24 protein-coding genes are annotated in these 22,533 nt (G+C 66.1%); 12 read left to right on the plus strand and 12 right to left on the minus strand.

The window, feature by feature from the left end; all coding sequences use genetic code 11:
* Together B9C43_RS29265 and B9C43_RS29270 are read left to right on the plus strand one after the other, a co-directional pair.
* Positions 1-525, plus strand: coding sequence for a hypothetical protein (locus B9C43_RS29265; protein WP_084430161.1), 525 nt, complete (start codon positions 1-3; stop codon positions 523-525).
* A gap of 54 nt (positions 526-579) precedes the next feature.
* Complete coding sequence (locus B9C43_RS29270; protein ID WP_033382874.1) at positions 580-1,113, plus strand: DUF1707 SHOCT-like domain-containing protein; 534 nt, start codon at positions 580-582, stop codon at positions 1,111-1,113.
* 77 nt (positions 1,114-1,190) lie between these two features.
* Here B9C43_RS29270 and B9C43_RS29275 read toward each other — a convergent pair whose 3' ends face one another.
* Both B9C43_RS29275 and B9C43_RS29280 read right to left on the minus strand, forming a co-directional pair.
* Entirely contained in the window at positions 1,191-3,452 is a 2,262-nt protein-coding gene (locus B9C43_RS29275; RefSeq protein ID WP_084430162.1) for a molybdopterin oxidoreductase family protein, read from the minus strand.
* A 144-nt stretch (positions 3,453-3,596) separates the two neighbouring features.
* Positions 3,597-4,955 (minus strand): tetratricopeptide repeat protein, encoded by a 1,359-nt coding sequence (locus tag B9C43_RS29280; protein ID WP_084430163.1) that lies wholly within the window; start codon positions 4,953-4,955, stop codon positions 3,597-3,599.
* 73 nt (positions 4,956-5,028) lie between these two features.
* On the opposite strand from B9C43_RS29280, the gene B9C43_RS29285 reads away from it, so the two are divergent.
* From B9C43_RS29285 to B9C43_RS29305, 5 genes are all read left to right on the plus strand, one after another.
* Positions 5,029-5,391 carry an AAA family ATPase gene (locus B9C43_RS29285; RefSeq protein WP_160096764.1) on the plus strand — a complete coding sequence of 121 codons (363 nt, stop codon included), beginning with the start codon at positions 5,029-5,031 and terminating at the stop codon, positions 5,389-5,391.
* Positions 5,340-6,227: an ATP-binding protein gene (locus tag B9C43_RS29290; RefSeq protein ID WP_084430165.1), complete on the plus strand. Its 888-nt coding sequence runs from the start codon at positions 5,340-5,342 to the stop codon at positions 6,225-6,227. Before B9C43_RS29285 ends, B9C43_RS29290 begins: the two co-directional genes overlap by 52 nt.
* A complete protein-coding gene (locus B9C43_RS58705) occupies positions 6,152-6,670 on the plus strand; it encodes a helix-turn-helix transcriptional regulator (protein ID WP_084430166.1) in 519 nt (172 codons plus the stop codon). Before B9C43_RS29290 ends, B9C43_RS58705 begins: the two co-directional genes overlap by 76 nt.
* A gap of 86 nt (positions 6,671-6,756) precedes the next feature.
* A complete protein-coding gene (locus tag B9C43_RS29300; protein WP_235038896.1) occupies positions 6,757-7,323 on the plus strand; it encodes an RNA polymerase sigma factor in 567 nt (188 codons plus the stop codon).
* Positions 7,316-8,593: a hypothetical protein gene (locus B9C43_RS29305; RefSeq protein ID WP_084430168.1), complete on the plus strand. Its 1,278-nt coding sequence runs from the start codon at positions 7,316-7,318 to the stop codon at positions 8,591-8,593. Before B9C43_RS29300 ends, B9C43_RS29305 begins: the two co-directional genes overlap by 8 nt.
* Positions 8,594-8,599: 6 nt before the next feature.
* On the opposite strand, the gene B9C43_RS29310 is transcribed toward B9C43_RS29305, so the two are convergent.
* From B9C43_RS29310 to B9C43_RS29325, 4 genes are all read right to left on the minus strand, one after another.
* Positions 8,600-9,064: a DinB family protein gene (locus B9C43_RS29310; protein ID WP_084430401.1), complete on the minus strand. Its 465-nt coding sequence runs from the start codon at positions 9,062-9,064 to the stop codon at positions 8,600-8,602.
* A gap of 97 nt (positions 9,065-9,161) precedes the next feature.
* Positions 9,162-9,494 (minus strand): hypothetical protein, encoded by a 333-nt coding sequence (locus B9C43_RS29315; RefSeq protein ID WP_084430169.1) that lies wholly within the window; start codon positions 9,492-9,494, stop codon positions 9,162-9,164.
* Positions 9,495-9,672: 178 nt separating this feature from the next.
* Positions 9,673-10,425, minus strand: coding sequence for an SDR family NAD(P)-dependent oxidoreductase (locus B9C43_RS29320; protein WP_033382882.1), 753 nt, complete (start codon positions 10,423-10,425; stop codon positions 9,673-9,675).
* Between the two features lie 61 nt (positions 10,426-10,486).
* Complete coding sequence (locus B9C43_RS29325; protein WP_235038897.1) at positions 10,487-11,347, minus strand: RNA polymerase subunit sigma-70; 861 nt, start codon at positions 11,345-11,347, stop codon at positions 10,487-10,489.
* Here B9C43_RS29325 and B9C43_RS55805 point away from each other — a divergent pair.
* Both B9C43_RS55805 and B9C43_RS29330 read left to right on the plus strand, forming a co-directional pair.
* A complete protein-coding gene (locus B9C43_RS55805; protein WP_143446663.1) occupies positions 11,333-11,599 on the plus strand; it encodes a hypothetical protein in 267 nt (88 codons plus the stop codon). The genes B9C43_RS29325 and B9C43_RS55805 overlap by 15 nt on opposite strands.
* Positions 11,599-13,086 carry an amidohydrolase family protein gene (locus B9C43_RS29330; RefSeq protein ID WP_143446664.1) on the plus strand — a complete coding sequence of 496 codons (1,488 nt, stop codon included), beginning with the start codon at positions 11,599-11,601 and terminating at the stop codon, positions 13,084-13,086. Before B9C43_RS55805 ends, B9C43_RS29330 begins: the two co-directional genes overlap by 1 nt.
* Here the strand turns inward: B9C43_RS29330 and B9C43_RS29335 are convergent.
* The 4 genes from B9C43_RS29335 to B9C43_RS29345 all read right to left on the minus strand — a co-directional run bounded on the left by B9C43_RS29335 (position 12,975) and on the right by B9C43_RS29345 (position 16,585).
* Positions 12,975-14,213 carry an MFS transporter gene (locus B9C43_RS29335; RefSeq protein ID WP_084430172.1) on the minus strand — a complete coding sequence of 413 codons (1,239 nt, stop codon included), beginning with the start codon at positions 14,211-14,213 and terminating at the stop codon, positions 12,975-12,977. The genes B9C43_RS29330 and B9C43_RS29335 overlap by 112 nt on opposite strands.
* Positions 14,210-14,749, minus strand: a complete 540-nt coding sequence (locus B9C43_RS29340) for a TetR/AcrR family transcriptional regulator (protein ID WP_033382885.1) — start codon at positions 14,747-14,749, stop codon at positions 14,210-14,212. The genes B9C43_RS29335 and B9C43_RS29340 overlap by 4 nt, the downstream gene beginning before the upstream one ends.
* A gap of 525 nt (positions 14,750-15,274) precedes the next feature.
* Positions 15,275-15,397, minus strand: a complete 123-nt coding sequence (locus B9C43_RS59665) for a hypothetical protein (RefSeq protein ID WP_268811594.1) — start codon at positions 15,395-15,397, stop codon at positions 15,275-15,277.
* Positions 15,398-15,676: 279 nt separating this feature from the next.
* Positions 15,677-16,585: an NAD(P)H-binding protein gene (locus B9C43_RS29345; RefSeq protein ID WP_084430173.1), complete on the minus strand. Its 909-nt coding sequence runs from the start codon at positions 16,583-16,585 to the stop codon at positions 15,677-15,679.
* A 79-nt stretch (positions 16,586-16,664) separates the two neighbouring features.
* On the opposite strand from B9C43_RS29345, the gene B9C43_RS29350 reads away from it, so the two are divergent.
* On the plus strand, positions 16,665-17,126 hold the full coding sequence (locus B9C43_RS29350; RefSeq protein ID WP_235038898.1) for a GtrA family protein: 462 nt from the start codon (positions 16,665-16,667) through the stop codon (positions 17,124-17,126).
* Here the strand turns inward: B9C43_RS29350 and B9C43_RS29355 are convergent.
* On the minus strand, positions 17,123-18,241 hold the full coding sequence (locus B9C43_RS29355; RefSeq protein WP_084430175.1) for a cytochrome P450 family protein: 1,119 nt from the start codon (positions 18,239-18,241) through the stop codon (positions 17,123-17,125). The two genes, B9C43_RS29350 and B9C43_RS29355, sit on opposite strands and share 4 nt — an antisense overlap.
* A 104-nt stretch (positions 18,242-18,345) precedes the next feature.
* Between B9C43_RS29355 and B9C43_RS29360 the strand changes: the two genes are divergently transcribed.
* Entirely contained in the window at positions 18,346-18,876 is a 531-nt protein-coding gene (locus B9C43_RS29360) for a TetR/AcrR family transcriptional regulator (RefSeq protein ID WP_084430176.1), read from the plus strand.
* 125 nt (positions 18,877-19,001) lie between these two features.
* A complete protein-coding gene (locus B9C43_RS29365; RefSeq protein ID WP_084430177.1) occupies positions 19,002-20,552 on the plus strand; it encodes a hypothetical protein in 1,551 nt (516 codons plus the stop codon).
* Between the two features lie 608 nt (positions 20,553-21,160).
* Here B9C43_RS29365 and B9C43_RS29375 read toward each other — a convergent pair.
* A complete protein-coding gene (locus B9C43_RS29375; RefSeq protein WP_084430179.1) occupies positions 21,161-22,309 on the minus strand; it encodes a fibronectin type III domain-containing protein in 1,149 nt (382 codons plus the stop codon).
* Positions 22,310-22,533: the final 224 nt, after the last annotated feature.

Genomic DNA, 22,533 nt, shown 5'->3' on the forward strand with positions numbered 1-22,533 from the left:
ATGCGAGCGTTCATTCTCGCGCTGACAGTGATGTTCCTGGCGGCCGCACCGGCCTACGCGGCGCCGCCACCAGTCGAGGTCGTGCACACCGAGAACGTGCAGGTCGGGCCATACGATGTACGCGCCTCGTTCAGCGAGTGGCCGCTGCGTGCCGAGCGGTCGCTGGACTTCACATTCCTGCCGGACGGCGACATCACCGGCCATCGGGGCACATTGCGCCTCGTCGGGCCGACCATCTCGGGTGATGAGGAACGGCTCGCCCGGCATCCGCGGTCCCGGAGCGAATGGGGCCTGGACATCCGTGCGCTGCCGGAGGAAGGCGTGTGGAAGCTCGAGTTCGCCGTGGACGGTCCGAAGGGGCCGGGCAACGGTGTGCTCGCGGTGGCCGTCGGGCCCCGACCCGGACCACCCGCGTTGCTGAGTTGGACGCTGGGTCTTGGCCCGGTGATCATCGGCGGGATCGCGGCGTTGGTGGTGTGGATCCGAGGCCGCGGCCGCCGCCGTGCCGATATCTGGACGTGGTGATGACAATATGCAAGAATCTCTCAAACTAAGATAATCAGTCTTTGAGGGGTTGGTATGTCCGGGAACTTGGTGATTCGGCTGTCGGATGAGGAACGGTTCGAGGCGGTCCGCGTTCTGGACGCAGCGGTCGCCGACGGCCGGATCACCTGGGACGAGCATGCCGAACGGACCGACCTGGTCTGGGCGGCCAAGACCAAGGGAGATCTTGTGCCGCAGCTGGCCGACCTCGGCCCGGTCGCGGCTCAGGCCGAACCCGCGCACCGTGTCGTCGCCACGATCAGCAAGGTGATCCGGACGCCCGAAGCGACCAGGGAAGTCAAGGCCCGGGCGACCTTCGGGGCCGTCGTGCTGAACCTGTCGGGCATGCGGCCGGGCGAGCACATCCGGGTCGTCGCCGACTCGTTCTGCGGCAAGGTCGCGGTGTTCGTCCCGGAGAACGCCGTCGTGATCGATGAAGGTACCGCGGTCATGGGCAAACGCAGCATCTTCGGTGTCGCGGAAGGTCAGGGCGGACCGGTTGTCCGGATCAGCGGCCGGGTCACCATGGGCAACATCAAGGTGTTCCGAGGCGAAGCCCGCCACTGGTGACTACCTGAAACAGGCTTGGCGACATCAGCACGACGTGCCCAGTCCTGGCGCGCGATGTCCGAGAACAACCAAGGACATCAAACCCCTTTGACCTCCACGGGCACGCCGTTGAAGACCGCCGTTCCGGACAGGACGTCAAGGATTGATTCGTCGGTCACGGTGTTCACGTTGACACCATTGGTGTTCCGGGCGACGGACATCCGCACGCCAGGTGAGTCGTGGCCCCAGCCGTGCGGGAGGCTGACCACGCCCGGCATGATCTTGTCGGTCGGTTCGACCGGGACCTCGACCGTCCCGGTCCGGGACATCACCAGCACCCGCTGGCCGGTGGTGACCGAGAGCTTCTCGGCGTCCTGCGGGTTCATCTGCAGTGTGCACGTGTTCGAGCCGGTGACCAGTGCGGGCACGTTGTGCATCCAACTGTTGTTGGAGCGCAGGTGCCTTCGTCCGATGAGGACCATTCCGCGCGGGCGTTCCTCCAGCCACGCAAGCAACCTGGGCACGTCAGTCACCAGCTCCGACGGGCAGAGGTGTACCTTTCCGTCCGCTGTGGACAGGACTTCGGCCAGCCTCGGCTGCAACGGACCCAGATCGATGCCATGCGGGTTGGCCAGCAAGGTCGACAAGCGCAGGCCGGACGGGTTCGCGCCGAAGCCTTCGCCGTACGGGCCGAGCCGCAGCGAGAGGTCGAGGAACCGTTCCAGCGGCCCCTCACCTTCGATCATCTGCCGCAGCTCGCCAGGGTCACGGCCGTGCACCGGAGAGCCTTCGACCTGCACCGCCTTGCCCAGCAGCCCGCCGAGCATCATCTCCTCAAGGCCACGCGGATCGGCCGCCGCGCCTTGACCGGCGGCGATCATCACCAGCCTGGCCATGATCTCGGCTTCACTCGGCCGTCCTTCGGGCAACGGCAACGCGGGCGGCGAGTAGTTGGCGAAGTTCCGCACGCCGAACTGCGTGAAGCCGAAGTCGAAGTGCGGCGACTGCGTCACCCGTGGCGGCGGCAGGATCACGGTCGCGTGCCGCGTGGTTTCGTTCACATACGGGTCAACGCTCACCATGAATTCAAGCTCTGCCAACGCCGCTGCGAGCCTGGGCGCGTTCGGCGCGGACGAGGCCGGGTTGCCGCAGACTGTGAACAGCGCGCGGACCTGGCCCTCGCCGGGTGTTTCGATCTCGTCGGCGAGGGTCGCGGTCGGCAGTTCGCCGATGGCCTCGGCGAAACCGCGCACACGGCTGCGCCAGCGGCCGGTGCGGAACGGCTTGCGCTTCACGTAGGTCGCACGTGCCGCCGAAGACGGGAACATGGCGCCGCCAGGCGTATCCAGGTTGCCGGTGAGCACGTTCAGCGCGTCCACCAGCCAGCTGGAGATCGTCCCGAACTCGGCCGTCGTCGTGCCGATCCGGCCGTACACCACAGCTGTCGGCGCGGCCGCGAGGTCCCTGGCGACCTGCCTGATCGTCGACGCGTCGATGCCACACGCGTCCGCGACGGTCTCCGGCGAGAACTTCGACGCCAGCACGCGCAGTTCTTCGACACCGTCGACGATTTGCGGTACGTCGGCCGTCAGGTTCTCGTCGAACAGGGTGTGTACCAAGGCGAACAGGAACACCGCGTCCGCGCCGGGCCGGATGAACAGGTGCTGGTCGGCCAGGTCGGCGGTCCGGGTCCGGCGCGGGTCGACCACCACGAACTTCCCGCCGCGGGCCTTGAGCTTCTTCAGCCTGCCCGGGAAATCGGGCGCGGTGCACAGGCTTCCGTTGGACTCCAACGGGTTCGCGCCCAGCATGAGCAGGTAGTCGGTCCGGTCGATGTCCGGCACCGGGATCGAGTACGGGTCGCCGAAGAGGTATCCACTGGACACGTGCTTGGGCATCTGGTCGCTCGTGCTCGCGGTGTAGATGTTGCGCGTGCCGAGGCTTTTGGCGAACACCCCGTTGTAGACCGGGCCGGCCATTGTGTGGACGCTCGGGTTGCCCATGTACAACGCGACCGCTTCGTTGCCGTGCTTTTCCCGTACCGCCTTCAGGCCACGCTCGACCTCGGCGAACGCTTCGTCCCACGCCACCTCGACGAACTGGCCGTCCCGTTTGACCAACGGCTTGTGCAGCCGGTCGGGGTCCATGTCGAGATCACCGAGCTTGGCACCCTTGGGGCAGATGAAGCCGAGGCTGAACACGTCGTCCTTGTCGCCGCGGACGTCGATGACGCGGTCGCCTGCCATGGTGATCTTCAGGCCACACGTCGCCTCGCACAGCGGGCAGGTACGAAAGTGCGTTGTCGTCGGCGTTGTCGTCGGCGTTGTCGTCGGCGGTGTAGTCGGCACAGTGGTGGACATGCACAACTCCTTGTCACACGGGCTGGTAGCAACGTACCGCGCCCATGTGACAAAAAGCCATTATGTATCAGGTAACGGGCGCCAAGGGTGCGTCCTGCGAGTATGCGCAGCACGTTCGATACGTGCACTCCACCGAGGGCGGCGTCAGAACGGGGGTTCGGTGGAGAAAGCGCCCGTCCGGACAGGCACGACCGGCTCGGGCTTGCGCTGCTGAAGGACTGCCACAGCGTCCTTGATCCGGCCGAGGTCGATGAGGTGGCGTGCCAGAGAGCCACAGTTGGCGAGGGCGTGTGCTTGAAGGACCGCGACAGCCTCCTCGGTCCGGCCGGTCTCGGCGAGAAGGTCGGAGATGGTCCAGGCCGCGTACGAGGTGTCGCCCTCGGGATGCACCCGCGCCTGCGCGATTGCTTCGTCGAGCAGGCCGCAGTCGGCCATGAGCTGAAGCCGCATCCTGAAGAAATCCCACTCCTCCTCGCCGTCGCGGCGCGCCTTGAGGGTGTCGAGGTAGGCCAGGCCGTCGCGGGCACGGCCATGGTCGGCGTACAGGGTGCACAGCATGTCGACGATCCAGTCCTCCGCGCCACCGGGAGAGTCCGCGAGCATGCGCATCACCTCGATCGCCTCGTCGCCCCGGCCGTGCCGGGCCAGGAGCTGCGCCAGTTGGACCGAGCCGTGACACTGACGGGCCGGTGAGTCGCCCGGCTGCCGGTACACGGCGATCGCGCCTTCCACGTCACCGCGTTCCTCCAACACCTCGGCCAGGCGCTGCGCGGCGTGCCCGTGGTACTCGGACGCCGCGTACTCACGCAGTTCCTCGATCCGGTTGTGCCTCGCCAGCAGGTCGGCCAGCTGGTCGTGGTTGTTCACGGAGGTGATGTGCTGCCGGGTGTGCAGCAGGGCGATCGCTTCGTCGATCCGGCCCTGGCGCTCGCGGATCACGGCAACCAGGCCGATTGCCGTGTCCGGGTCGAGGCCGGGGCAGCACCACGGACCGTCGCATCGGTGGTCGGCCGGGATCCGCGCGGCCAGCAGCGCAGCGATGTCTTCGTCCCTGCCCGCACCCTCGGAAACCTCTACCAGAGCAGTGGCGAGGAACCAGTCTTCGATGCCCGCGCTCAGCAACACTAGCGCCTCATCCTGGCGGCCATGCCGGGCCAGTAGCCGCCCGAAAAACTCCAGCGAGAGCCTTTCGGCCTGTGCGTACGGCCGGGCCAGCGCGATTGCCTCCTCCGCTCGCCCCCAGCTCTCCAATAGTTCCGCCTGGGCCCGCGCGGCCGGCCACCAGCCCGTGGCGACGTACGGAGCAAGCACCTCCAACGCCTCGGCCTGCCGCCCTTGGTCACCGAGCATCCGTGCCCACTCACGCGCACAGAACCATTCCCCACGGCCAGCCTGGAACTCCACTTCTTTCTCATGGCCGAGCTCAACAAGCCGGGAGACCAGCAGCGGGGGAATGCAGCCGGACAAGGTCCGGGCCCGGTAGTCAAGATCAGCAGCGTCCATGCCCGTGCACCCTAGCCGCCACCCCCGACATCGGCGTGCAGCCTCCGATGGAAGATGGTCAAGCCCCCGGGACGTGAGGGCACAGTTCGTAGGGCGGCGCGGTGAGCTTGACGAGCTCACCTACCGGCTGCGCGCGGGCACTGGACAGGTCGTACTCGTGTCGGGCGAGCCGGGGATCGGCAAGACCAGGCTGGCCCACGAGCTGACAGCGGTCGCCGAGGCGAACGGTGTGCTCACCTCCTGGGGGCGTGCCGTCCAGGATGACGGCAGTCCGTCGTACTGGCCGTTCCGGATGGTGCTCAAGGTGCTGGCCAGGTTGCACGCGCCCGGCGCGCTGGCTGGGGATCTGTCTCTGCTCGTGCCCGAATTCGGTGACGGGCGGCGATGTCGCCGGGAGAGCGGTTCCGGGTCTTCGAGGCCGTCACGGAGTACCTGACCGGGGTCGGCAAGGTCCTGATCGTGCTGGATCACCTGCAGTGGGCCGATCCGCCGACCGTACAGCTGCTCGTCCACCTGGCCAGGGCGATCGGGTCGGCACCGGTGATGATCCTGGTGACCTACCGGGACACCGAGGTCTCACCGGCGTTGTCCGACGGGCTCGCATCGTTGGCACGTGAGGAAACGGTGTCCCGGATCCGGTTGGGCACTTGTGCCGCCGTGCTCGACCGGCCGCTGGACGGCGTCCTGGCGTCGATGGACGAGGCGCTCCAGGCCGGTGTGCTGTCCGGTTTGGACGGTTGGTGGTTCACGCACGATCTGGTCAGGGAAGCGGCGCGGCTGCTCATGCCGACCGCACGGCGATTGGCGCTGCACGCGCGCACCGCGACGGCGATGGAACAACGTCCGGAGGCAGCACAACGGGTTGCGGAGATCGCGCACCACTGGCTCGAAGCGCTGCCCGCCGGTGATGCGACGAAGGCAGCCGAGTGGGCACGGCGCGCGGGCGATGCCGCGATGGCGCAATTGGCTTGGGAGAACGCGGTAAGGCTGTACGCACGCGCACTGCTCGCGGCGCCTGACATGCCGGACGTGGACCGTGCGTCTGTGCTGATCAGCAAGGGAATCGCGCAACTGCGGCAAATGGACATCCATGAGCCCATCGGCGGCATGCGACGGCTGTCGGTGCTGTGCGCCCTGGTGGTTCTGGCCGAGCAGTTCAAGGACAGGCGACCGCCGCGGTGGCATATCGCCGGTTGTTGCCGTTCGAAGATCTTATCCAGTGCGGTGGTGCCGGAGTCGTCACCATCGAAGGCGCGGTCGCTGGCTCGTTAGGCCTCGCGGCTGCTGTATGCGACCGGCTTGACGACGCCGTACGGTACCTGCGGCGCGCCATCGAGATCAACGATCGCGTCGGGCTGCCGCCTTGTGTCGCCACCGCCACGTTCGACCTGGCCCGCGTGCTTGCCCGCCGCGACCGCCCCGGCGACGCCGCCGAATCGGCCGCACTGGCCCAGTCCGCGCGGGCCATGGCCGAACAAATGGGCATGCGGCGGCTGGTGGCCGCCGCGGAATCCCTTACCGGGCCACGAGTTCTGTCCCCTCGCGAAGGTGAGATCGCCCGGCTCGTCACGCAGGGGCTGACCAACAGGCAGATCGCCGCAACGCTGCACATCTCCGTGCGGACGGTCGAGACCCACGTGCAGAACATCCTCAGCAAACTCGGAGCGACCGGCCGCGCCGAAATCCGGTCGAAAATGCCTGGAAGCACCCTGTGACACCAGTCACTATTTGATCGCGGGGTGCAACGGTCGCGGACGGTCGACTACAACGGGTCGTGACTGTTTCGTTGACGGAGGCCGCTGTGCGGGATGGGCCAAGGTCGGATGCCGAGCTCTGGCGGCTCATCGCCGCCGACGACCACCAGGCCTTCACCGACTTGTTCGAACGGCACGCGCAGACCGTCTGGAATTACGCGTACAAGCTCACTGCTTCGTGGAGCGCGGCCGACGACCTGCTCGCGACTACGTTCATGACCGCTTGGCGCAGACGCGGTGAAGTCCGTCTTGTCCGCGACAGCGCGTTGCCGTGGTTGTACACCGTGACGGCGAACCTGTGCCGAGGAGAGCGCCGGCGGCTGAGCCGATTCCTCAGGCTGGTCCCGAAGCTGGCGACCACGGAATCGACACCCGACCACGCCGAGAAGCTCGCTCAGGACAACGCGACCCAGGCGCGGCTGCAGCGCGTCCTCGCGGCTGTCGAGCGATTGCCGCCGAAGGAGCGGGAAGCGGTGCAGGTCTGCTTGCTCGGCGGCACGTCCGCGGCGGACGCCGCTGAACTGTTCGGTATCTCCGAGGCCAGCGTGCGCTCGCGGCTTTCCCGCGCCCGGTCCCGGTTGCATGAGCTTTCCCAGGAGACATCAGATGAATGACATCTTTGACGTGCACGAGGAACGGCAGTTGCCGGAGTCCGTGCGCGCCGACGCCCGCCGCCGGATTCTGGCGGACATCCACCGTCCCAACCGGACAGTCGGCTGGGCTCCGCTGGCCATCGCGGCGGCCGTTGTCCTGCTCGCCGCGGGCGCGGTGACCTTCACCGTCACCACCAACCGGTCCCAGGAACTGCCTCCGGCTACTGCGGAGAGCCAGAACCGATTCGTGACGCCTGAGGAGATGTACAGCGTCAAGGATCTTCAAGCACCGCCTGAGCAGGCGGCCCGCTGTGCGGCAGCCGGAGCTGGCGAGTGGCGACCGCTGATGACGGCGTCCGCTCGAGGTGCCACCGTCATCACGTACTCTACCGAGGCTGGGCCACGGTTCTGTGAACTGACACCGTCCACTGTGACGCTTTCCGCGCCCATTGTCGGCGCATCTGCCGCAGGAACGGCACGGGCCACGTTCGTTTCAGCGGCCGGCACCGTCGCCGGGGTGCTGGATCCGGCCTTCCGGACAATGCAGATCGGACCGGGTGATCGGCAGGCCGGTCGCACGCTCGCTGTCGTGCGTGACGGGGTTTTCGTGTCACCCAACAACTTGCCGCTCGGTTCCCGAGGACTGACGATCGCTCTCGGCGGGACCCCGGAGATCATGGGAGACGTACGGTCGGTGCCCGCAACGGAAGTACCTTCCGTCACGCCTGCCGTAGTCGATCGTCCACAATCGCCCGGAAATCCCGACTCGGACGGGGCGCGCCGCCTGGCCGACTGCTTCACCCGCGAGTTCTCATTCCGTCCCGTTGATCCGGCGAACTGGGAGGCCACCGAATCGTTGCAGCTCACCAAGGATGAGACACTCCAACTTGGACGTTACGGCAATCTCCTCGCTGTCTGCGTGGTCTCCGCTGACCGGGTCTCGCTCAAGATCGACGAGGAGACCTTCAGCAACGGCTACCGTGACCTGGAAGTCCCGTCGAACCCGTACCTGTTCAGCACCACCGTGTTCTACGACTTCCGGCAGCGCCCGGGCGGCAGCGGCGACAGTGACACCGTGGTGGTAGCCGGCCTGGTGAAGTCGGCTGATGTCGCCTCGGTGAGCATTTCCCGGCCGGAGTCGCCCGACGTTCGAGCGGACGTCCACAATGGTACGTTCGCGCTGCCCAACATCTGGCTCAACGAAGGCACGCTCGAGCAACGGCACAAGAGCGAGATCACCGTACTGGACGCGAAAGGCACTGTGCTGGCACGGCTTCCCATCCGCATCTGAGCCGGTTCAGCGCCCGACGCTGCCGTCGATCAACTCCCGCAGGATGTCGGCGTGTCCCGCGTGCCGGGCGGTTTCCTCGATCATGTGGACCAGTGTCCACCGCCTCGATGACCCCCGGCGGGCGCCGGGGCCGGTGAGGTCGTCCCAGGACATGATCTCGTCGTTGGCCTCGGTGTTGGTTTTCCGGTAGGCGGTGAGGATCGCGTCCGCGGTGTCGTCCGGGGCGAGGCGGAACGTTGCTTTCCAGTTGGTCACGGCCGCACCGAGCAACCAGTACCGCTCCACGTGGGTGAGGTGTTTGATCAGCCCGAGCAGGTTCGTCCCGGACGGCACACCCGCGGTGCGGGCCTGGGGTTCCGGCGCTCCTTCGGCCTTGGCCGCGATGGCGGCGCGCAGGTAGTCGAGGAACCCGACGAGCACATCTCTCTCGCCGGGGCCGGTCGTCGGCGGTCCGGTGTCACGTTTGCCCATACGTGCCACCCTGGCGCCGAGGTGCCGTGAAAGCACGAAACGTTGCCGGAATGGCAAGACCGGGTCGGTCGCCCGACCCGGTCTCACCACCGCTCGATCAGCACGTGCCTGCCGTGTCTTTGACGTAGTAGGCGGTCACGAGGTAGTTGATGGTGTGGCCGATCTGGGTGTCGGTCTGGGCCGGCGCGCAGACCTGCCGGTCGAAGCGGTCGAACGCGCCGCTGTAGGCCTTGAACCAGACGTTGATCTTCACGCCGGTGTTCTCACAGTTGCCCCAGAAGTACTTGCGCTCGTACTGCTGGCCGCCGGGCACCGGTTCGGCGTGGTTGCCGCACTTGTCGGGCGCCGCCGTGGTGGCCTGGCCGGCCATGGCCGGTGCCGCGATCATCGTCAGACCGGCGACGGCGGCGGTCAATGCCGAAATACGCACAATAACTCCACAGTGGACTGAATGGCTGGAATCGGGTGACTGCCCCTCTCGTGGGCGGGGGCTTATCCGAGCCTATGAGGAATTCGTACCCGTGAGACCCGAGTAGCGACCCCCATTCAGCCGCAGATGAATACCGGTGGAGTTTCTTTGCCGCCCACCTTGTTCGTGCGTATCCTGCTCAGTCCAGTGCGGTGCCGCTGGTCATGTTGATCTCGGTTCCGGTGATCGTGCGGGCCCAGTCCGACGCCGCGAACGCCGCCACATTGCCGACGTCCTGCACAGTCGCGGCGTGGCCGGTGAGGGTCCCCTTGCGGAAGCTGTCGATGATCATCTGGCGGTTCTCGTAGTCCGGCGGGATCGATTCGAACAGGCCGCTGGTCCTCAGGCTGAGCACGCGGATGCCGTACCTGCCCAGTTCCACCGCGAGCTGGCGGCGCATCGACTCCACCGCGTCGAAAGTGACCTGGATGCCGCCGAAGTTGTAGTCGTGCATCAGCGGGCTGCGTTCGACCGAGCCGCCGAACGCCATGATCACGCCGGACTTCTGCTTGATCATGTGTCGTGCGGCCGCGCATGAGGTGAGGAATTTCGAGCTGACCGCCGTGATCACCGGGCGGATGTAGTCCTCGAGCGTCATCTCGACCATCGGGGTGCCTTGGGTGTCGGTGTCGGAAATGACGTTCATCGAGATGTCGATGCTGCCCGCCTGCGCGGCCACGGCGTCCGCGTGCTCGTTGACCTGACGTTCGTCGAGGGCGTCGACCTGGGCGATCTCGACGTTGCGGCCGATGCGCCCAGCGGCTTTCTCAAGCGTGGCCAGCGTGCGTCCGACGAGGAAGACGCGAGCGCCTTCGCGGACGAAAGCGCTGGCCACAGCCGTACCGACGGTCCCGCCGCCGTAGATGATCGCGTTCTTGCCGTCGAGCAACATGGTGTGCCTCCTGGGTTGGTTTGCTTCTACAACCCAGGAGGGCGCATCAACTCATCGCGGCTCAGGCAGACAGTTTCGTCGGCAGTCCGTACCTGGGGAAATCGGCGGTCAGGAACGACACGACCTCGGCGATCTTCGAGCCGTCGAATCGCAGCAGATCCAGTCCCGCGGGCACGTAGTGGTCGCCTTCGAGCATGTACGTGCCGAACGCCAGCTGGCCGTTCGCCCGAGCCGGCAGGAATTTCCAGCGCGTTCGCAGTGGTGTCGCCAGGAAACCGCGGATGGCCTCGTGGCCCTGGTACCACTCCGGCAGCGGTGGCATCGCGTACTTCGCGTCCTCGGTCAGCATGGCCACGATCGCCTCCACGTCGCCGATCTCCCAGGCAGCGGCGTACTGGTCGGCGACTTTCTGCAGCTCAGGCCCGGGTTCCACGTACTTGCGCGGGCTGACGGCCTTGCGGGCACGCTGCAACGCGCTGTTCACGGCGGCCACGGTCGTGTCGAGTTGGTCGGCGACTTCCTGCGCGGAGAAACCGAGGACTTCGCGGAGCACCAGCACGGCCCGTTGCGTCGCGGACAAGTGCTGCAAAGCGGCGACGAACGCGAGCTCGATGCCTTCGCGTGCCAGGTAACTGGCCTCCGGGTCATCCGGATAGGGCTCCAGCCAGATCGGGTCGTCGGCTTGGGTGAGCTCGGCAGGCAGTTCCCGTCTCGCGCGCTTCTCCAGCAGCGTCAAGCACCGGTTCGTGGCGATCTTGTACAGCCAGGCCCGCAGGTGCACGCCGTCGAACCGGTCGGCCGAGCGCCACGCGCGGACCAGCGTTTCCTGCAACGCGTCCTCGGCGTCCTGCACCGAGCCGAGCATCCGGTAGCAATGCGCCTGCAGCTCGCCACGCAGAAGATCGACTTGATCCCATCGCACCAGGTCAGCGTATACAGTGTCCACGGCGAGCTGCTCGATCTGTACCGGCTCAGCGACGGCCAGCTCGAGCCGTGGCGCAGCGAGCTGCCCGGCGCGACCGATCTCTTTCCGTGCGCCCGGTTCGTGCCGCTCGCCGACATGCAGACCGGGACGGTCATCGCTGCGACTTTGGTGGCGTATCTGGGACGACTGGCGACATCGGCACTGGAGATCAGCGATGATGACGGGGTGCTGACCTGGGACGTGCGCTAGTGGACCTGGTGCTGAGCGGCGGGAGGGTGATCGACCCGGAGAGCGGGTTCGACAAGGTCGCCGACGTCGGTATCGCCGGTGACCGGGTCGTGTCGGTGTCGAGCGCCCCGCTCGAGTGCCCGAACCGGGTGGACGTGTCCGGCATGGTGGTGTGCCCAGGGTTCATCGACTTGCACAGTCATGGCCAGGCGATCCCGGAACAGCGCCTGCAGGCGTTGGACGGCGTGACCACGGCGTTGGAACTCGAGGCGGGCACGACGCCGGTCAGGGTCGCGTACGCCAAAGCCGGTGCCGAAGGCCGCCCGCTGAACTACGGCTACGCCACGTCGTGGGCGTTGGCCAGGATGGTCGAGCTGATCGGCGCGCAGCCGGGGCCTAGCCTGCACGCGATCCTGAAACACCTGGGCAACCCGGGCTGGCAGGTGCCCGCGACGATGAAGCAGCGGGTGCGGATCTTCCAGCGGCTGTACGACGATCTGGCCGACGGCGCGCTCGGAATCGGGATCCTGGTCGGCTACGCGCCGCAGGTCGATCCGGATGAGTTCGTTGCCGTTGCTGGACTTGCGTCGCAAGCCGGAGTTCCGACGTACACGCACGCGCGGCCGCTGATCGACGTCGATCCGGGCGTGCCGGTCGACGGTGCCACGGAGATCATCCGGGCGGCCGGTGAGACTGGCGCGCATATGCATTACTGCCACGTCAACAGCACCTCGGCGAGGCGCATCGAGAAGGTGCGCACGCTGCTGGACAAGGCAAGGGCCGAAGGCGCGCCGGTGACGGTCGAGGCGTATCCCTACGGCGCTGGTTCGACGGCGATCGGCGCGGCGTTTCTCGACCCGGAAGCCTTGAAGCGATCGGACATCCGGCCGAGCGACATTGTGGTCGTCGCGACGGGGGAGCGGATCGCGGACGAGAAGCGTCTGCTGGAGTTGCGCGCCGCGGATCCGGGTGCGTTGGTGATCGTGCACTTCTTGGACGAGGACAATCCGGTTGACCGCGATCATCTTGTGCGGGCGCTGGCGTATCCGGGTGGTGCGATCGCCAGTGACGCCGTGCCGTTGACGTGGCCAGGACCTCCGCCACCACCGACGACGTGGCCGCTGCCGCCTGGTGCGCTTGTCCATCCACGCAGCGCGGGGACGTTCGCCAAGTCGTTGCGGACATTGTGGCGTGAGCACGGTGTGCTGTCGTTGGCTGAGGTGATCTCACGGTGTTCGCTGATTCCCGCGCAGGTCCTGGAGAAAGCGGTGCCCGCCATGCGCCGCAAGGGACGGCTCAAGGCGGGCAGTGACGCGGATGTGCTGGTGTTCGATCCGGACCGGATCACCGACCAAGCGACCTATGTGGACGGTGTGCGGCCGTCCGTCGGCGTGGTTCACTTGCTGGTCAACGGTTCCTTCGTGGTTCGTGATTCGTCGTTGGTGCTGGAGTCGATGCCGGGCAGGCCGGTCCGCGGCTCGATGTCCTTGAGCGCGACGGCCGAGTAGAGCGCGGCGAGCAGACAGCCCGCGCCCATCAGGATGAACGCCAGGCCTGCGCCCGCGCCCTCGAGGAGCACACCGGTCAGCGAGACACCGATCGGGCCAGCGACCAGAGCGAGCGACGAGATGCTGCCGATCACCCTGCCGCGAAGCCGTTCCGGCGTGCGTTCCTGGATGAGAACGGCCGTGATCGGGTTGATCGGCGCGGCCGCGACGCCGACGAGCGCGGCGAGCACAGCCATCGGGATGCCCGACGCGAACAGCATGATCCCGGCCCCGCTGATCACGAGTCCCCACAACAGGACTGGGCGACGGCGGTGCTTGGTGGCGATGGCGCCGTACACGATCGCACCCACGATGCCGCCGACCGCGAACATGGTCATGACAAGGCCGAGTAGTCCCGGGCTGCCAATGCTTTGCGCCTGAGCGGTCAGCACGATCGAGATCGGTGCGATGAACAGGATGAGCAGCATGGCCGCGAGCCCGGCGCCGCGCAGCACCGGTTGCCGCCAGACGAACTTGAATCCTTCGGCCACGGAACGGAAATAGTGATCCGGGGCCTCGTGCCTGACGTCGCGCGGCACCGTCAACCGAGTGAGGAGAACGGCGCCGAAGAACATGCCGACCGTCACCCACAACGTGTTGGTAGCGCCCGCGATCGCGATGAACAACGCGGCGAGTCCCGGCGCCACAAGGTTGCCGAGGCCTTCGAGAGCTTCACCCCACGCGTTCACCCGTTCAAGCGGGACGTTGGCGTGCCGCGCGACATCAGGCCGGAGCGCTTCCCGTGCGGCCATGCCAGGACCATCGAACAAGGCGCCCAACGCGACAAGAACTGCGATGAGAGCGGTGTTCAAGCCGATCGTACTGTCCAAAATAGGCAGTGCGGCCACGGCCAGCGCGCTGAGGATGTCCGCGACGATGCTCAACCGCCGGCGGCCCCACCGGTCGATCAGCGCGCCACCGAAAAGAGTGGACAGCGCCAACGGGCCGAGTGCGGCCGCGGCCAGCAGGCCGGCGAGGCCAGGGCTGCCGGTCCGTTCGAGCACGAGCCACGGGATAGCGATACCCGTGATGGCGTTGCCCGCGACGGAAAGACCGGTAGCACCGAGCAGGCCGATGACGGCAATCATGTCCCGATGCCCTGCATGACCGTCTTCATGACGAGCTTGGGCGCGTCGAGCGGGGCCAGCTTGCCGGACGAGATGGCCTCCCACGCGGTGTAGAACGCGGCGTCCAAGGTGGACAGAATCCACCAGTCGGGCACATCGGTGCGAAGCTTGCCCGCCTCCTGGCCACGCCGGATAAGCCGCAGCAGCGGCTCGCCGGACTGTTCATAGCGGGTGACGAGATCAGGCACATCGTCCAAGCCGATCTGGCGGTACATGAACTCAATCCGCGGCCCAAGCGGAATAAGGGCAGCGATGGCCCGCTCCAACGCCTCGACAACATCGCTGCCAGGGACGTCGAGTTGCGCGTCGGTCATCGCTTTGTCGACGCGGTCGTAGGCGTCGTGTGCCAACGCGACGAGGAGGTCATGCCGGGTGGCATACCGTTTGTGCAGCGTTGTGCGGCTGACACCGGCCGCCTTGGCCACGTCCCCCAGCGAGGCACTCGGGTCCGCCAGCAGCACCTCAGTAGCCACATCCAAAATCGAGTGAACACTCATGTTCAGAAGTGTACACGAGTGTTCACGTCGCGGTCGGGTGTCGTGTCCCGGTGAGTGTCGGATGGCGAACGTGGGTCGGTGAGTAGTGCTTGGACAGATATGGTTGTGAAACTGCTGATCACAGAAGATCCCAGCATGAGGGTTGATTCGATCATCAATCTGTCCTGGTGGTGACAACGCGCCGGGTAACAGATCAGGCGCGGTCTTGGTCGTTTTATGGTTACGGGCGCAGCATCAATAGAACTCGCCGACTGCGTATGGCTTGGTCCCTTGTGGGGGGCAGCCGCATTCGTTTTATTGGTACAGTTCGGCCTTTACGGAGCAGCTGGTTTCCGTCTTGGTGGCCTGGCGGCCGCTGTGGGCGGTATAGCGGCTGCCTTCACGACATCGCGCAAATCGGATGAGAAGCGACTCGAAGTGGAGCGGGAAGTATCGGTCGCCCTCGGTCTTCCACCTGGGCCGGTCCAGAAATCACTGGATCTGAGCCGCGAGGATGAAGGACCTCTTTCGGAAGGTCGCAGCGGGTCAAGTGTCACCGTGCGGCGCGCTGGGCCGGTGATCTATGGTGACCACGTCGAGATCGACGTCGCTGGTGAACGGGCGACGACAGCCATTGCCAATGTCGTCCGGCAGCAGTCTGATGGCCATGCGCGCCTCATCGTCAAGTATTACGCTCAAGACCATACGTATCTATCAGCTTTCTCTTCAGCATGGTGTTCGCGGTCGCCGGCTTCGTCCTTATTGCCATTGCGATTGTCCAAGCGATAAAGCGAGAGGTCGAAATGAAGTTCGTGGCCGGCCTGGCTTCTATCGAACAAGTGGCAGCCAGCGGCCTGCGTGACGCGCTTCGTGCCGCGGCAGCCCTGGAGTTCAATGGCTCGAAGCTAAATCTTGAGCACCTTGCTGCTTTGGTGAACTCAGGTGCTCTTACCTCGTTGCCTGCACGGTTTCCGCGATCTCCGCATCCAGCGACCGTGGGGCCGTAAGGTCCAGGTACATCTCGTGCCGGTACACGTCATCCAGGTGCCCGATGTCCATCAGTTGCTCAGGCGCGCGGGTCAGTTTCGCCACGGCGCCGGTGAATCGGGCCATTTTCCGCAGCACGGGTGCCGGGACTTCCCGCACCGCCCGAGGCTTGCCGGACGCCGCCGCCATCCGAAGAACCATGTCCTTCCACGACAGGTTCTCCTCGGCCACGGGGATGTCGGCGTCCGACCGTTCCTCCAACGCCGTCACGGCCGCGTCCGCCACGGCCTTTACGCTGGTCACGGCCGTGCCGCCGCTGGGGACGACCATCGGGATGGGGGAGCGCAGCCACTTCACCCAGAAGTTCGACCACTCGGGCACACGGCCCGGCGCGACTCCGAACACATAAGGGATCTGAATCGTCGCGAGCGACATCTCTGCCCCGGCGACCTCGCGGGCTTCATTCGCCTGCGATAACCGTGCACGCACATACGGATGCCGTGCCAGTCGCCACTCCGGGTGAGTGCGCTGGAAGTGCACGTAGTACGAGCCCAGCAACACCGCCCGGGTACACCCCGCTGACCGCGCTGCGCGCACGAGCGTCACAGCTGGATCCACGTACCCCGAACGCAGGCGGTCCTCGACGCTTTCGCTGCCTTCGTCCAACACTCCGCCTGCGAACACCACTGCGTCGTAACCGGCCAACAACTCCGCTAACGACGCCTGGGTAACCGTGGTCAGGTCGACCGCGTGATCCACTCCTGGCCTGCGGGTCCTTGCCATCACCGCTACTTTGTGCCCGCGTGACCGTGCCTGCCGCACCACGTGGTGCCCGAGCAGGCCGCTGCCCCCGGCGACCATGATCATCATGGCTGCAGCCTCTCATGAGTTTCGAAACACGTTGATCCAGAGTCGCCTGTTCGCCACCTTCCCTTGCCAGGCTGCGCGCGTGCAGACCACTGCGGCCGAGCGGGGCCGCAAATTCAACAACGTCATGGCCGCGATCGCCGCCCGCCTCCCGTTCGGGCTCAACCGGATCGTGCCGCCCAGCCTGCTGGGCTTCGCCGTCATCAACAGCTTCACGTTCGGCGTGGACCTCGTCCTGCTCAGCATTCTGCACGGCGTGCTCGATGTCGTGCTCTGGCTGAGCATCACGATCGCTTACGCGTGCGCGTTCGCGTTGAGCTACTTCCTCAACCGGGCGTTCAACTTCCGGTCGCACGCACCAGTCGGCCCGCAGTTCGGCATCTACGTCGTCGTGGTGATCGTCAACTACCTCGCGTGGATCCTCGGCGTGGGCAGCGGTCTGGCCGCACTGGGCGTCGACTACCGGATCGCGAGACTGGCCGCCGGGGCTTGTGAAGCCGTCTACATGTACGCCGCGATGCGGTGGGTGGTTTTTCGCAACTAGCCGAGTCGCACCGGCAAGGACACCAGGGCGCGGAGCATCGGGTTGACCTCCCAACGCAGGTCCGTCACTGCGAGCCTGATATTGGGGAACCGGGAGACCAGGCTGCCGATCGCCACCTGTGCCTCCATCCGTGCCAGCGCCGCGCCGACACAGAAGTGCACACCGTGGCCGAAACCCAAGTGCTGGTTGTCGGCCCGCGTGATGTCCAGACGGTCGGGATCGTCGAACCGTGACGCGTCCCGGTTGGCCGCCGATACGACGACGCTCACCATGCTGCCCGCGGGAATCGTGACGCCGCTGATTTCCACGTCCTCAAGGGTGTGGCGCGGTAAGGAGACCTGAAGCGGCCCGTCGTGCCGGACGAGTTCCTCGACCGCCTGCGGCAGCAAGTCCGGGCGCTCGCGCAGCAACGCGAACTGCGCCGGGTTGGTCATCAGCGCCAGCATTCCGTTGCTGATCAGGTTGACCGTTGTCGAGTGCCCGGCCAGCAGCAGCAACATCAGCATGCTGACCAGCTCGTCGTGGCTCATCCGGCCCGCCCTGATCAACGCGCGGGTCAGGTCCGGCTGTTCGTCGGAAGGACGGTCGTCCACGTCGATGTGCGCGACCAGGTTCTCGAAGTACGCCCGCAGCGCCTTGCCGCCGTGTTCCACAGTGGCCCGATCCGCGGTCGGATCCATGCCCATCGCCAGCTCCGCGCCCCAGATCCGGAAGTCGGCGCGGTCCGCCTCGGGCAGCCCGAGCAACTCGCACATGATCGTCATCGGGAGCGGGAACGCCAGTGCGTCAATCAGATCCACCTCGCCGGACAGGCCGTCCAGCAACGCGTCGGTGATCTCTTGCGCGCGTGGCCGGAGGTTCTCCACACGCCGTGGTGTGAAGGCCTTCTTGATCAGACCGCGCAGCCGGGTGTGGTCGGGCGGGTCTTCGTCCAGCAGATGCCGTCCCATCGACATGTCGGCGCGGTGGTTATGTGCGAAGGCACGCAACGCGTCCGGTGCCTTGCGTTCGTCACGAGACAGCCGCGGATCTGCCAGCACCGCTCGGCCTTCCTCAAGGCCGGTGACCAGCCACGTGGTGCCGAGTCCTGGTACTTCGAGTTCGTTAATGGACATGTGTCCGATACTTGGACAGGCAGGTAGCTCCAGGCCAGAGACAATTTTACGGCGCCGTCCGGTACCGCACGGATCGCGGCGGATTGTTCGGAAACGAGGAGTGGATGACTGATCGGCGGGTGCACAAGACCCGTGACGCGCTGCGCCGCGCCTTGGTCGAGTTGATCGTCGAGCGGGGATACGACCGGGTCACCGTGCAGGACATCCTCGATCGCGCCGACGTCGGCAGGTCGACGTTCTACACCCACTTCCACGGCAAGGACGACCTGCTGCTGACCGGCTTCGAGAACGTCAAAGCCGAGATGGCCGGGACACAGCAACCGGGCGACGTGCTCAGCCCGCTGCGTGCGGTGTTCCGGCACGCGGGCGACAACCGGGAGCTGTTCACCGCCACGGTCATGCGGCATGAACCGGCGATGCTGGTGGTCCGCCGCGAGATGACCAAGCTGCTGACCGAGTACCTGCGGCCGCACCTGCCCGAGGACGAGCTCGATCTGGTCGTCACGTTCGTCATCCGCGGCATGACCGGGGTCATCGGCTGGTGGCTCGGCACGAAGGCGCCGCTCACCGCCGACGAGGCGTACGAGCGTTTTCGCCGTTTGGCCATGGGAGGCATCGGACCACTGCTACCGTGACATCGAGTTGCGGACTGGGGAGCCGGGCTTCACGATTGGGCACCGGCAGGCCCAGAGTCCGATGTGGAGGGGACGAGACAGTGTCCAGCGGGGGACGACTCACGGTTCTGCTATGCGCTGGGATCTTGCTGCTCACCGCGTGCGGCGGGGACGGCACCAAGTTCGCGTACCTGTTCGGCGATCCCTCGGCTCCTGGCGCGCCGCCCGCGGCAGGAGCCGATGCTCCGTACACACCTGACTACCCGGTGGCGGAGTACGAAAAAGAGGCCATCCCGATCTTCGCGAACCTGCGGCAGATCGACCCGTGCGCGATGTTCGACCTCGAGGCGGTCAAGAAGATCGACCCGCAGCTCGACTCGATCGCGCCGGGCGACTCGCTCGGCGAGTGCACGGTGAACGCGGGCAAGAGCGAGCTGGCCCAGACCTGGTCGTTCAAGATCACCCTCGGCGACGCGGCCGGCACCGAACAGCCCGAGACCATCGGCGACATGCAGTTCCAGAAGTACGCGCCGCGCGGTGGTTCGTGCCAGTACACCAACCCGATCAACAAGTCGCACGGTGTGTCGTTGCGGGTCCAGTGGAACGGCTCGAACCGCGATCAACCGCCGACGCCCGCGTGCGACGTGGCCAAGCAGTACCTGACCGACACGATCGCCAAGTGGAAGACGCCGCCGAAGCGTTCGGAGCACAAGAGCACACCCGCGTTGCCGTTGGGCACGATCGACCCGTGCATCGCGGCGAAGACCCTGCTGAACGGCACCGAAGGCCGCGCGAAGCTCGGCGCGCCGCACCGCTGCACGGTGGCTCCCAAAGCGGCCCCGACCAAGGACAAGACAGCGCCGACGCCGGAGATCGACATCTCGCTGGAGTTCGCCGCTGACCCGGTCCAGCAGATCCCGAACAACCCGACGAGCTTCAAACCGGCGCAGGTCAAAGGAAAACCGGCGTCGGTGTTCCAGAGCGGCTCGCGGTGTGTGATCAGCGTCCAGTACAGCCCGGACACCCTGGTGAAGGTCGACGAGGCCAAGGGCTCGGACATGGAGCGCACGCAGGTGATCGAGGTGACCGCGAGTTCCTGCGAGGCGGCGAACAAAGCGGCGGAGACGGTCGTCGGCCGGATCCTCGAAGTGAAGGTCCCGCCCGCGGGCCAGCCCGCGCAGGGCGCGGTCAAACTCGGCGACCTCAACCCGCCGCCGTCGTGGCAGGAAGTCGGCGCGCCCGCGGACCCGTGCACGGTGATCGGATGGGACGCGTTCCCGCCGGAAGCCCGTAACCCCAAGAACACCAAGCCAACCCGGCGCCCACCGGAGAAGGACAGCGTGTTCAAGGCCGCGTGCCGCTTCGAGGCAGGCGGTGCGGACGTGACTGTCGAGAAGGACAAACCCGCCACCCAGACGACGAAGGTCATGCTCGCATTGGTTGTGTGGGGCGATGACGCGTCCGGGATGAGCGCGGATCCAGCCAAGCGCCAGGGATCCGTGGCCAAGGACTACGGCGGTAAGCCGGGCTTGGAGCTGTCGGGCACCGATTCCCTTGGCAACCCGGAATGTCTGGGCGTGGTGAAGACCGCCAAAGGCTACTGGGGCGTCTCGGTCACCAATGGTGCCTTCCCGAACACGCAAGCGTGTGCGATCAGTAGCGCTGTGCTGACTGCGATCGCCGCCAAGATGCAGTAGGCAGTCGCCCGGGGAGACCTCCCCGGCGACCTACTTAGATTGTGGTGGGTGTTGTCCTACCCGAATGCTCGCAAGGACTGCGTCGCGTGCCATGAACGCGACGCCGCAGTGGTGTTCTCAGAAGTGACAACGCCACCCAGCGGTGCGGTGCCGTCGGAGACATTGCGAAATCCGCCACTGGCACCGGGAACGCGCCGATTACGAAGGCCGGTGCCGCGCGAAAAGCTGTTATGCGTGCCGTGTTTCAGCGTTCAGCTGCTGTACTGGATGCGGTTCATCTTCGACTTGGGGCGGCTGACCACCAGGGTCGTGCTCACCCGGCCGGTGCCGGCGGTTGACGTGTCCAGCGCCAAGCCACCGTATGGTGACTGCCCCAAGACTTCCGGTGATTGTCCACTATGCGGCCAGGACACCGACGGATTTCTTGTCGGTGTCGACTCGGACGATTTCGGTGATCGGCCAGCTGTATGCAAGGAGTGTCTGGCGTGGATCATGTCGTGTCACTTGTGGTCGCACCCGCAACCAGGCGTCCGGATGACGTTCAGGGTCCGCCTGAAACCATCGTGAGTGTTTGCGGGGCCGGCACCCACGCAAACACTCACGAACTCTCAGCAGGATGTGGACAGCACATCCCGCAACGTGAAGTCGACCCAGGCGAACCCATGGGCCTGACGCGTCACGCCGCTGAGCTTGCGGCTCAGCGTCTGCGGGATCGGCTTGGCTTCCTTGCTCCACCAACCCCTATCTGAGGCGTATCCGATCTGGTAGAGCACAGGGTTCGGGTAGTACAGATCCGCCCAGCCCTTCATCTCGGCCACGTAGTCGGTGACGTTGGTGAAGTACTGCGTGTCGTCGACGAACACGATCTGGCCGCGGTAGGTCTTCGGCAGCGACGCCGGGCTGAAGTGCTTGAGGAACAGCGTGTACGACGACTTGTGGCTCTTCACCCGTGATTCCCACTGCTGCGCGAGCGAATCAGTCACCGGGTCGTTCAGGTCCGCCCCACGTGGGTTGAACCACTCGACGTCCACGCCGAACCCGAGGACGCTCGGGTGGTGCTTGTAACGCTTGAGCACCAGGTCGATCAGCGTTGGCATGTCGGCGAACCCGGACTCGACCTGCAGCCACACCTTGATGCCGTGGGTGTCGAAGTAGTCGAGGAACGGCTCGTGTTTGTCACTGCTCGCGAACTTGATCCGGGAGCCGTAGTTACGGCCGTCGCCCGGGTGCGGGAACTGCAGCGCGACACCGTTGTTGGAGATGTTGCCGACGATCCAGACGTTCGCGGGCGTCGATCCGGGGAAGTAGCCGCTCATCTGCTTTGTGGCCTTCTCCCAGCCGCAGGCGCTGGGGAAGGGGCTGATGCCGTAGCTGGACGAGCGTGCGCCGCCCCAGTGGACCGGGCCGTTGCCGCCGCCCGGGTCGCTCTTGGTGGTCAGGGTGAACGGCGCCGAGTCGGGCGAGGTTCCGCTGGAGCCCTTGGCGCGTACGCGGAACGTGTACGAGGTCGACGGGCTCAGGCCCGAGATCACCGCGTTCGGGATGGTCGCGCCGACGACCTTCGACGAGCCGGTCCATCTGACTTCGTATTCGGACGCGCCGGATGAGGTGTTCCATTCCAGCGTTGCCGAGGTGCCGGTGATGCTGAAGGCTCGGACGTTGGTCGGGGCGGGCGGTGCGGCGGCGGCGGTTGCAGGGAAGGCGGTCGCGACGGTCGCCGTGATCGCCATGAGGACCAGGGACTTCCGGAATCCCATGGAATGTCGCCTTTCGCTGACGCGGCGATGCCCGGCGCGCGGGCATTGGCGGCGACCGCGATAGTTAACAAACTTTCCTAATGAATGATGCCAGTCCTGTCAACCATGCGGTTCTGTCCCTGGATGCGTGATCAACTTGCGGGGTGCGGGGTGCGGGGCGTCTGGCGGAGGGCTTTGCGATCATGATCGGCGTGTGTGGCTGGGCAGCCTGTGGCGCTGCGATT

Source organism: Kibdelosporangium aridum (genome assembly GCF_900176515.1).
Classification (GTDB): Bacteria; Actinomycetota; Actinomycetes; order Mycobacteriales; family Pseudonocardiaceae; genus Kibdelosporangium; species Kibdelosporangium aridum.

Bases quoted from the DNA above. Each gene is read 5' to 3' on its own strand.
- B9C43_RS29265 (WP_084430161.1), top strand. From the start codon at position 1: ATGCGAGCGTTCATTCTCGCGCTGACAGTGATGTTCCTGGCGGCCGCA.
- B9C43_RS29270 (WP_033382874.1), top strand. From the start codon at position 580: ATGTCCGGGAACTTGGTGATTCGGCTGTCGGATGAGGAACGGTTCGAG.
- B9C43_RS29275 (WP_084430162.1), bottom strand. From the start codon at position 3,452: ATGTCCACCACTGTGCCGACTACACCGCCGACGACAACGCCGACGACA.
- B9C43_RS29280 (WP_084430163.1), bottom strand. From the start codon at position 4,955: ATGGACGCTGCTGATCTTGACTACCGGGCCCGGACCTTGTCCGGCTGC.
- B9C43_RS29290 (WP_084430165.1), top strand. From the start codon at position 5,340: ATGTCGCCGGGAGAGCGGTTCCGGGTCTTCGAGGCCGTCACGGAGTAC.
- B9C43_RS29305 (WP_084430168.1), top strand. From the start codon at position 7,316: ATGAATGACATCTTTGACGTGCACGAGGAACGGCAGTTGCCGGAGTCC.
- B9C43_RS29310 (WP_084430401.1), bottom strand. From the start codon at position 9,064: ATGGGCAAACGTGACACCGGACCGCCGACGACCGGCCCCGGCGAGAGA.
- B9C43_RS29320 (WP_033382882.1), bottom strand. From the start codon at position 10,425: ATGTTGCTCGACGGCAAGAACGCGATCATCTACGGCGGCGGGACCGTC.
- B9C43_RS29335 (WP_084430172.1), bottom strand. From the start codon at position 14,213: ATGATTGCCGTCATCGGCCTGCTCGGTGCTACCGGTCTTTCCGTCGCG.
- B9C43_RS29340 (WP_033382885.1), bottom strand. From the start codon at position 14,749: ATGAGTGTTCACTCGATTTTGGATGTGGCTACTGAGGTGCTGCTGGCG.
- B9C43_RS59665 (WP_268811594.1), bottom strand. From the start codon at position 15,397: ATGGCCATCAGACTGCTGCCGGACGACATTGGCAATGGCTGTCGTCGC.
- B9C43_RS29345 (WP_084430173.1), bottom strand. From the start codon at position 16,585: ATGATGATCATGGTCGCCGGGGGCAGCGGCCTGCTCGGGCACCACGTG.
- B9C43_RS29355 (WP_084430175.1), bottom strand. From the start codon at position 18,241: ATGTCCATTAACGAACTCGAAGTACCAGGACTCGGCACCACGTGGCTG.
- B9C43_RS29360 (WP_084430176.1), top strand. From the start codon at position 18,346: ATGACTGATCGGCGGGTGCACAAGACCCGTGACGCGCTGCGCCGCGCC.
- B9C43_RS29375 (WP_084430179.1), bottom strand. From the start codon at position 22,309: ATGGGATTCCGGAAGTCCCTGGTCCTCATGGCGATCACGGCGACCGTC.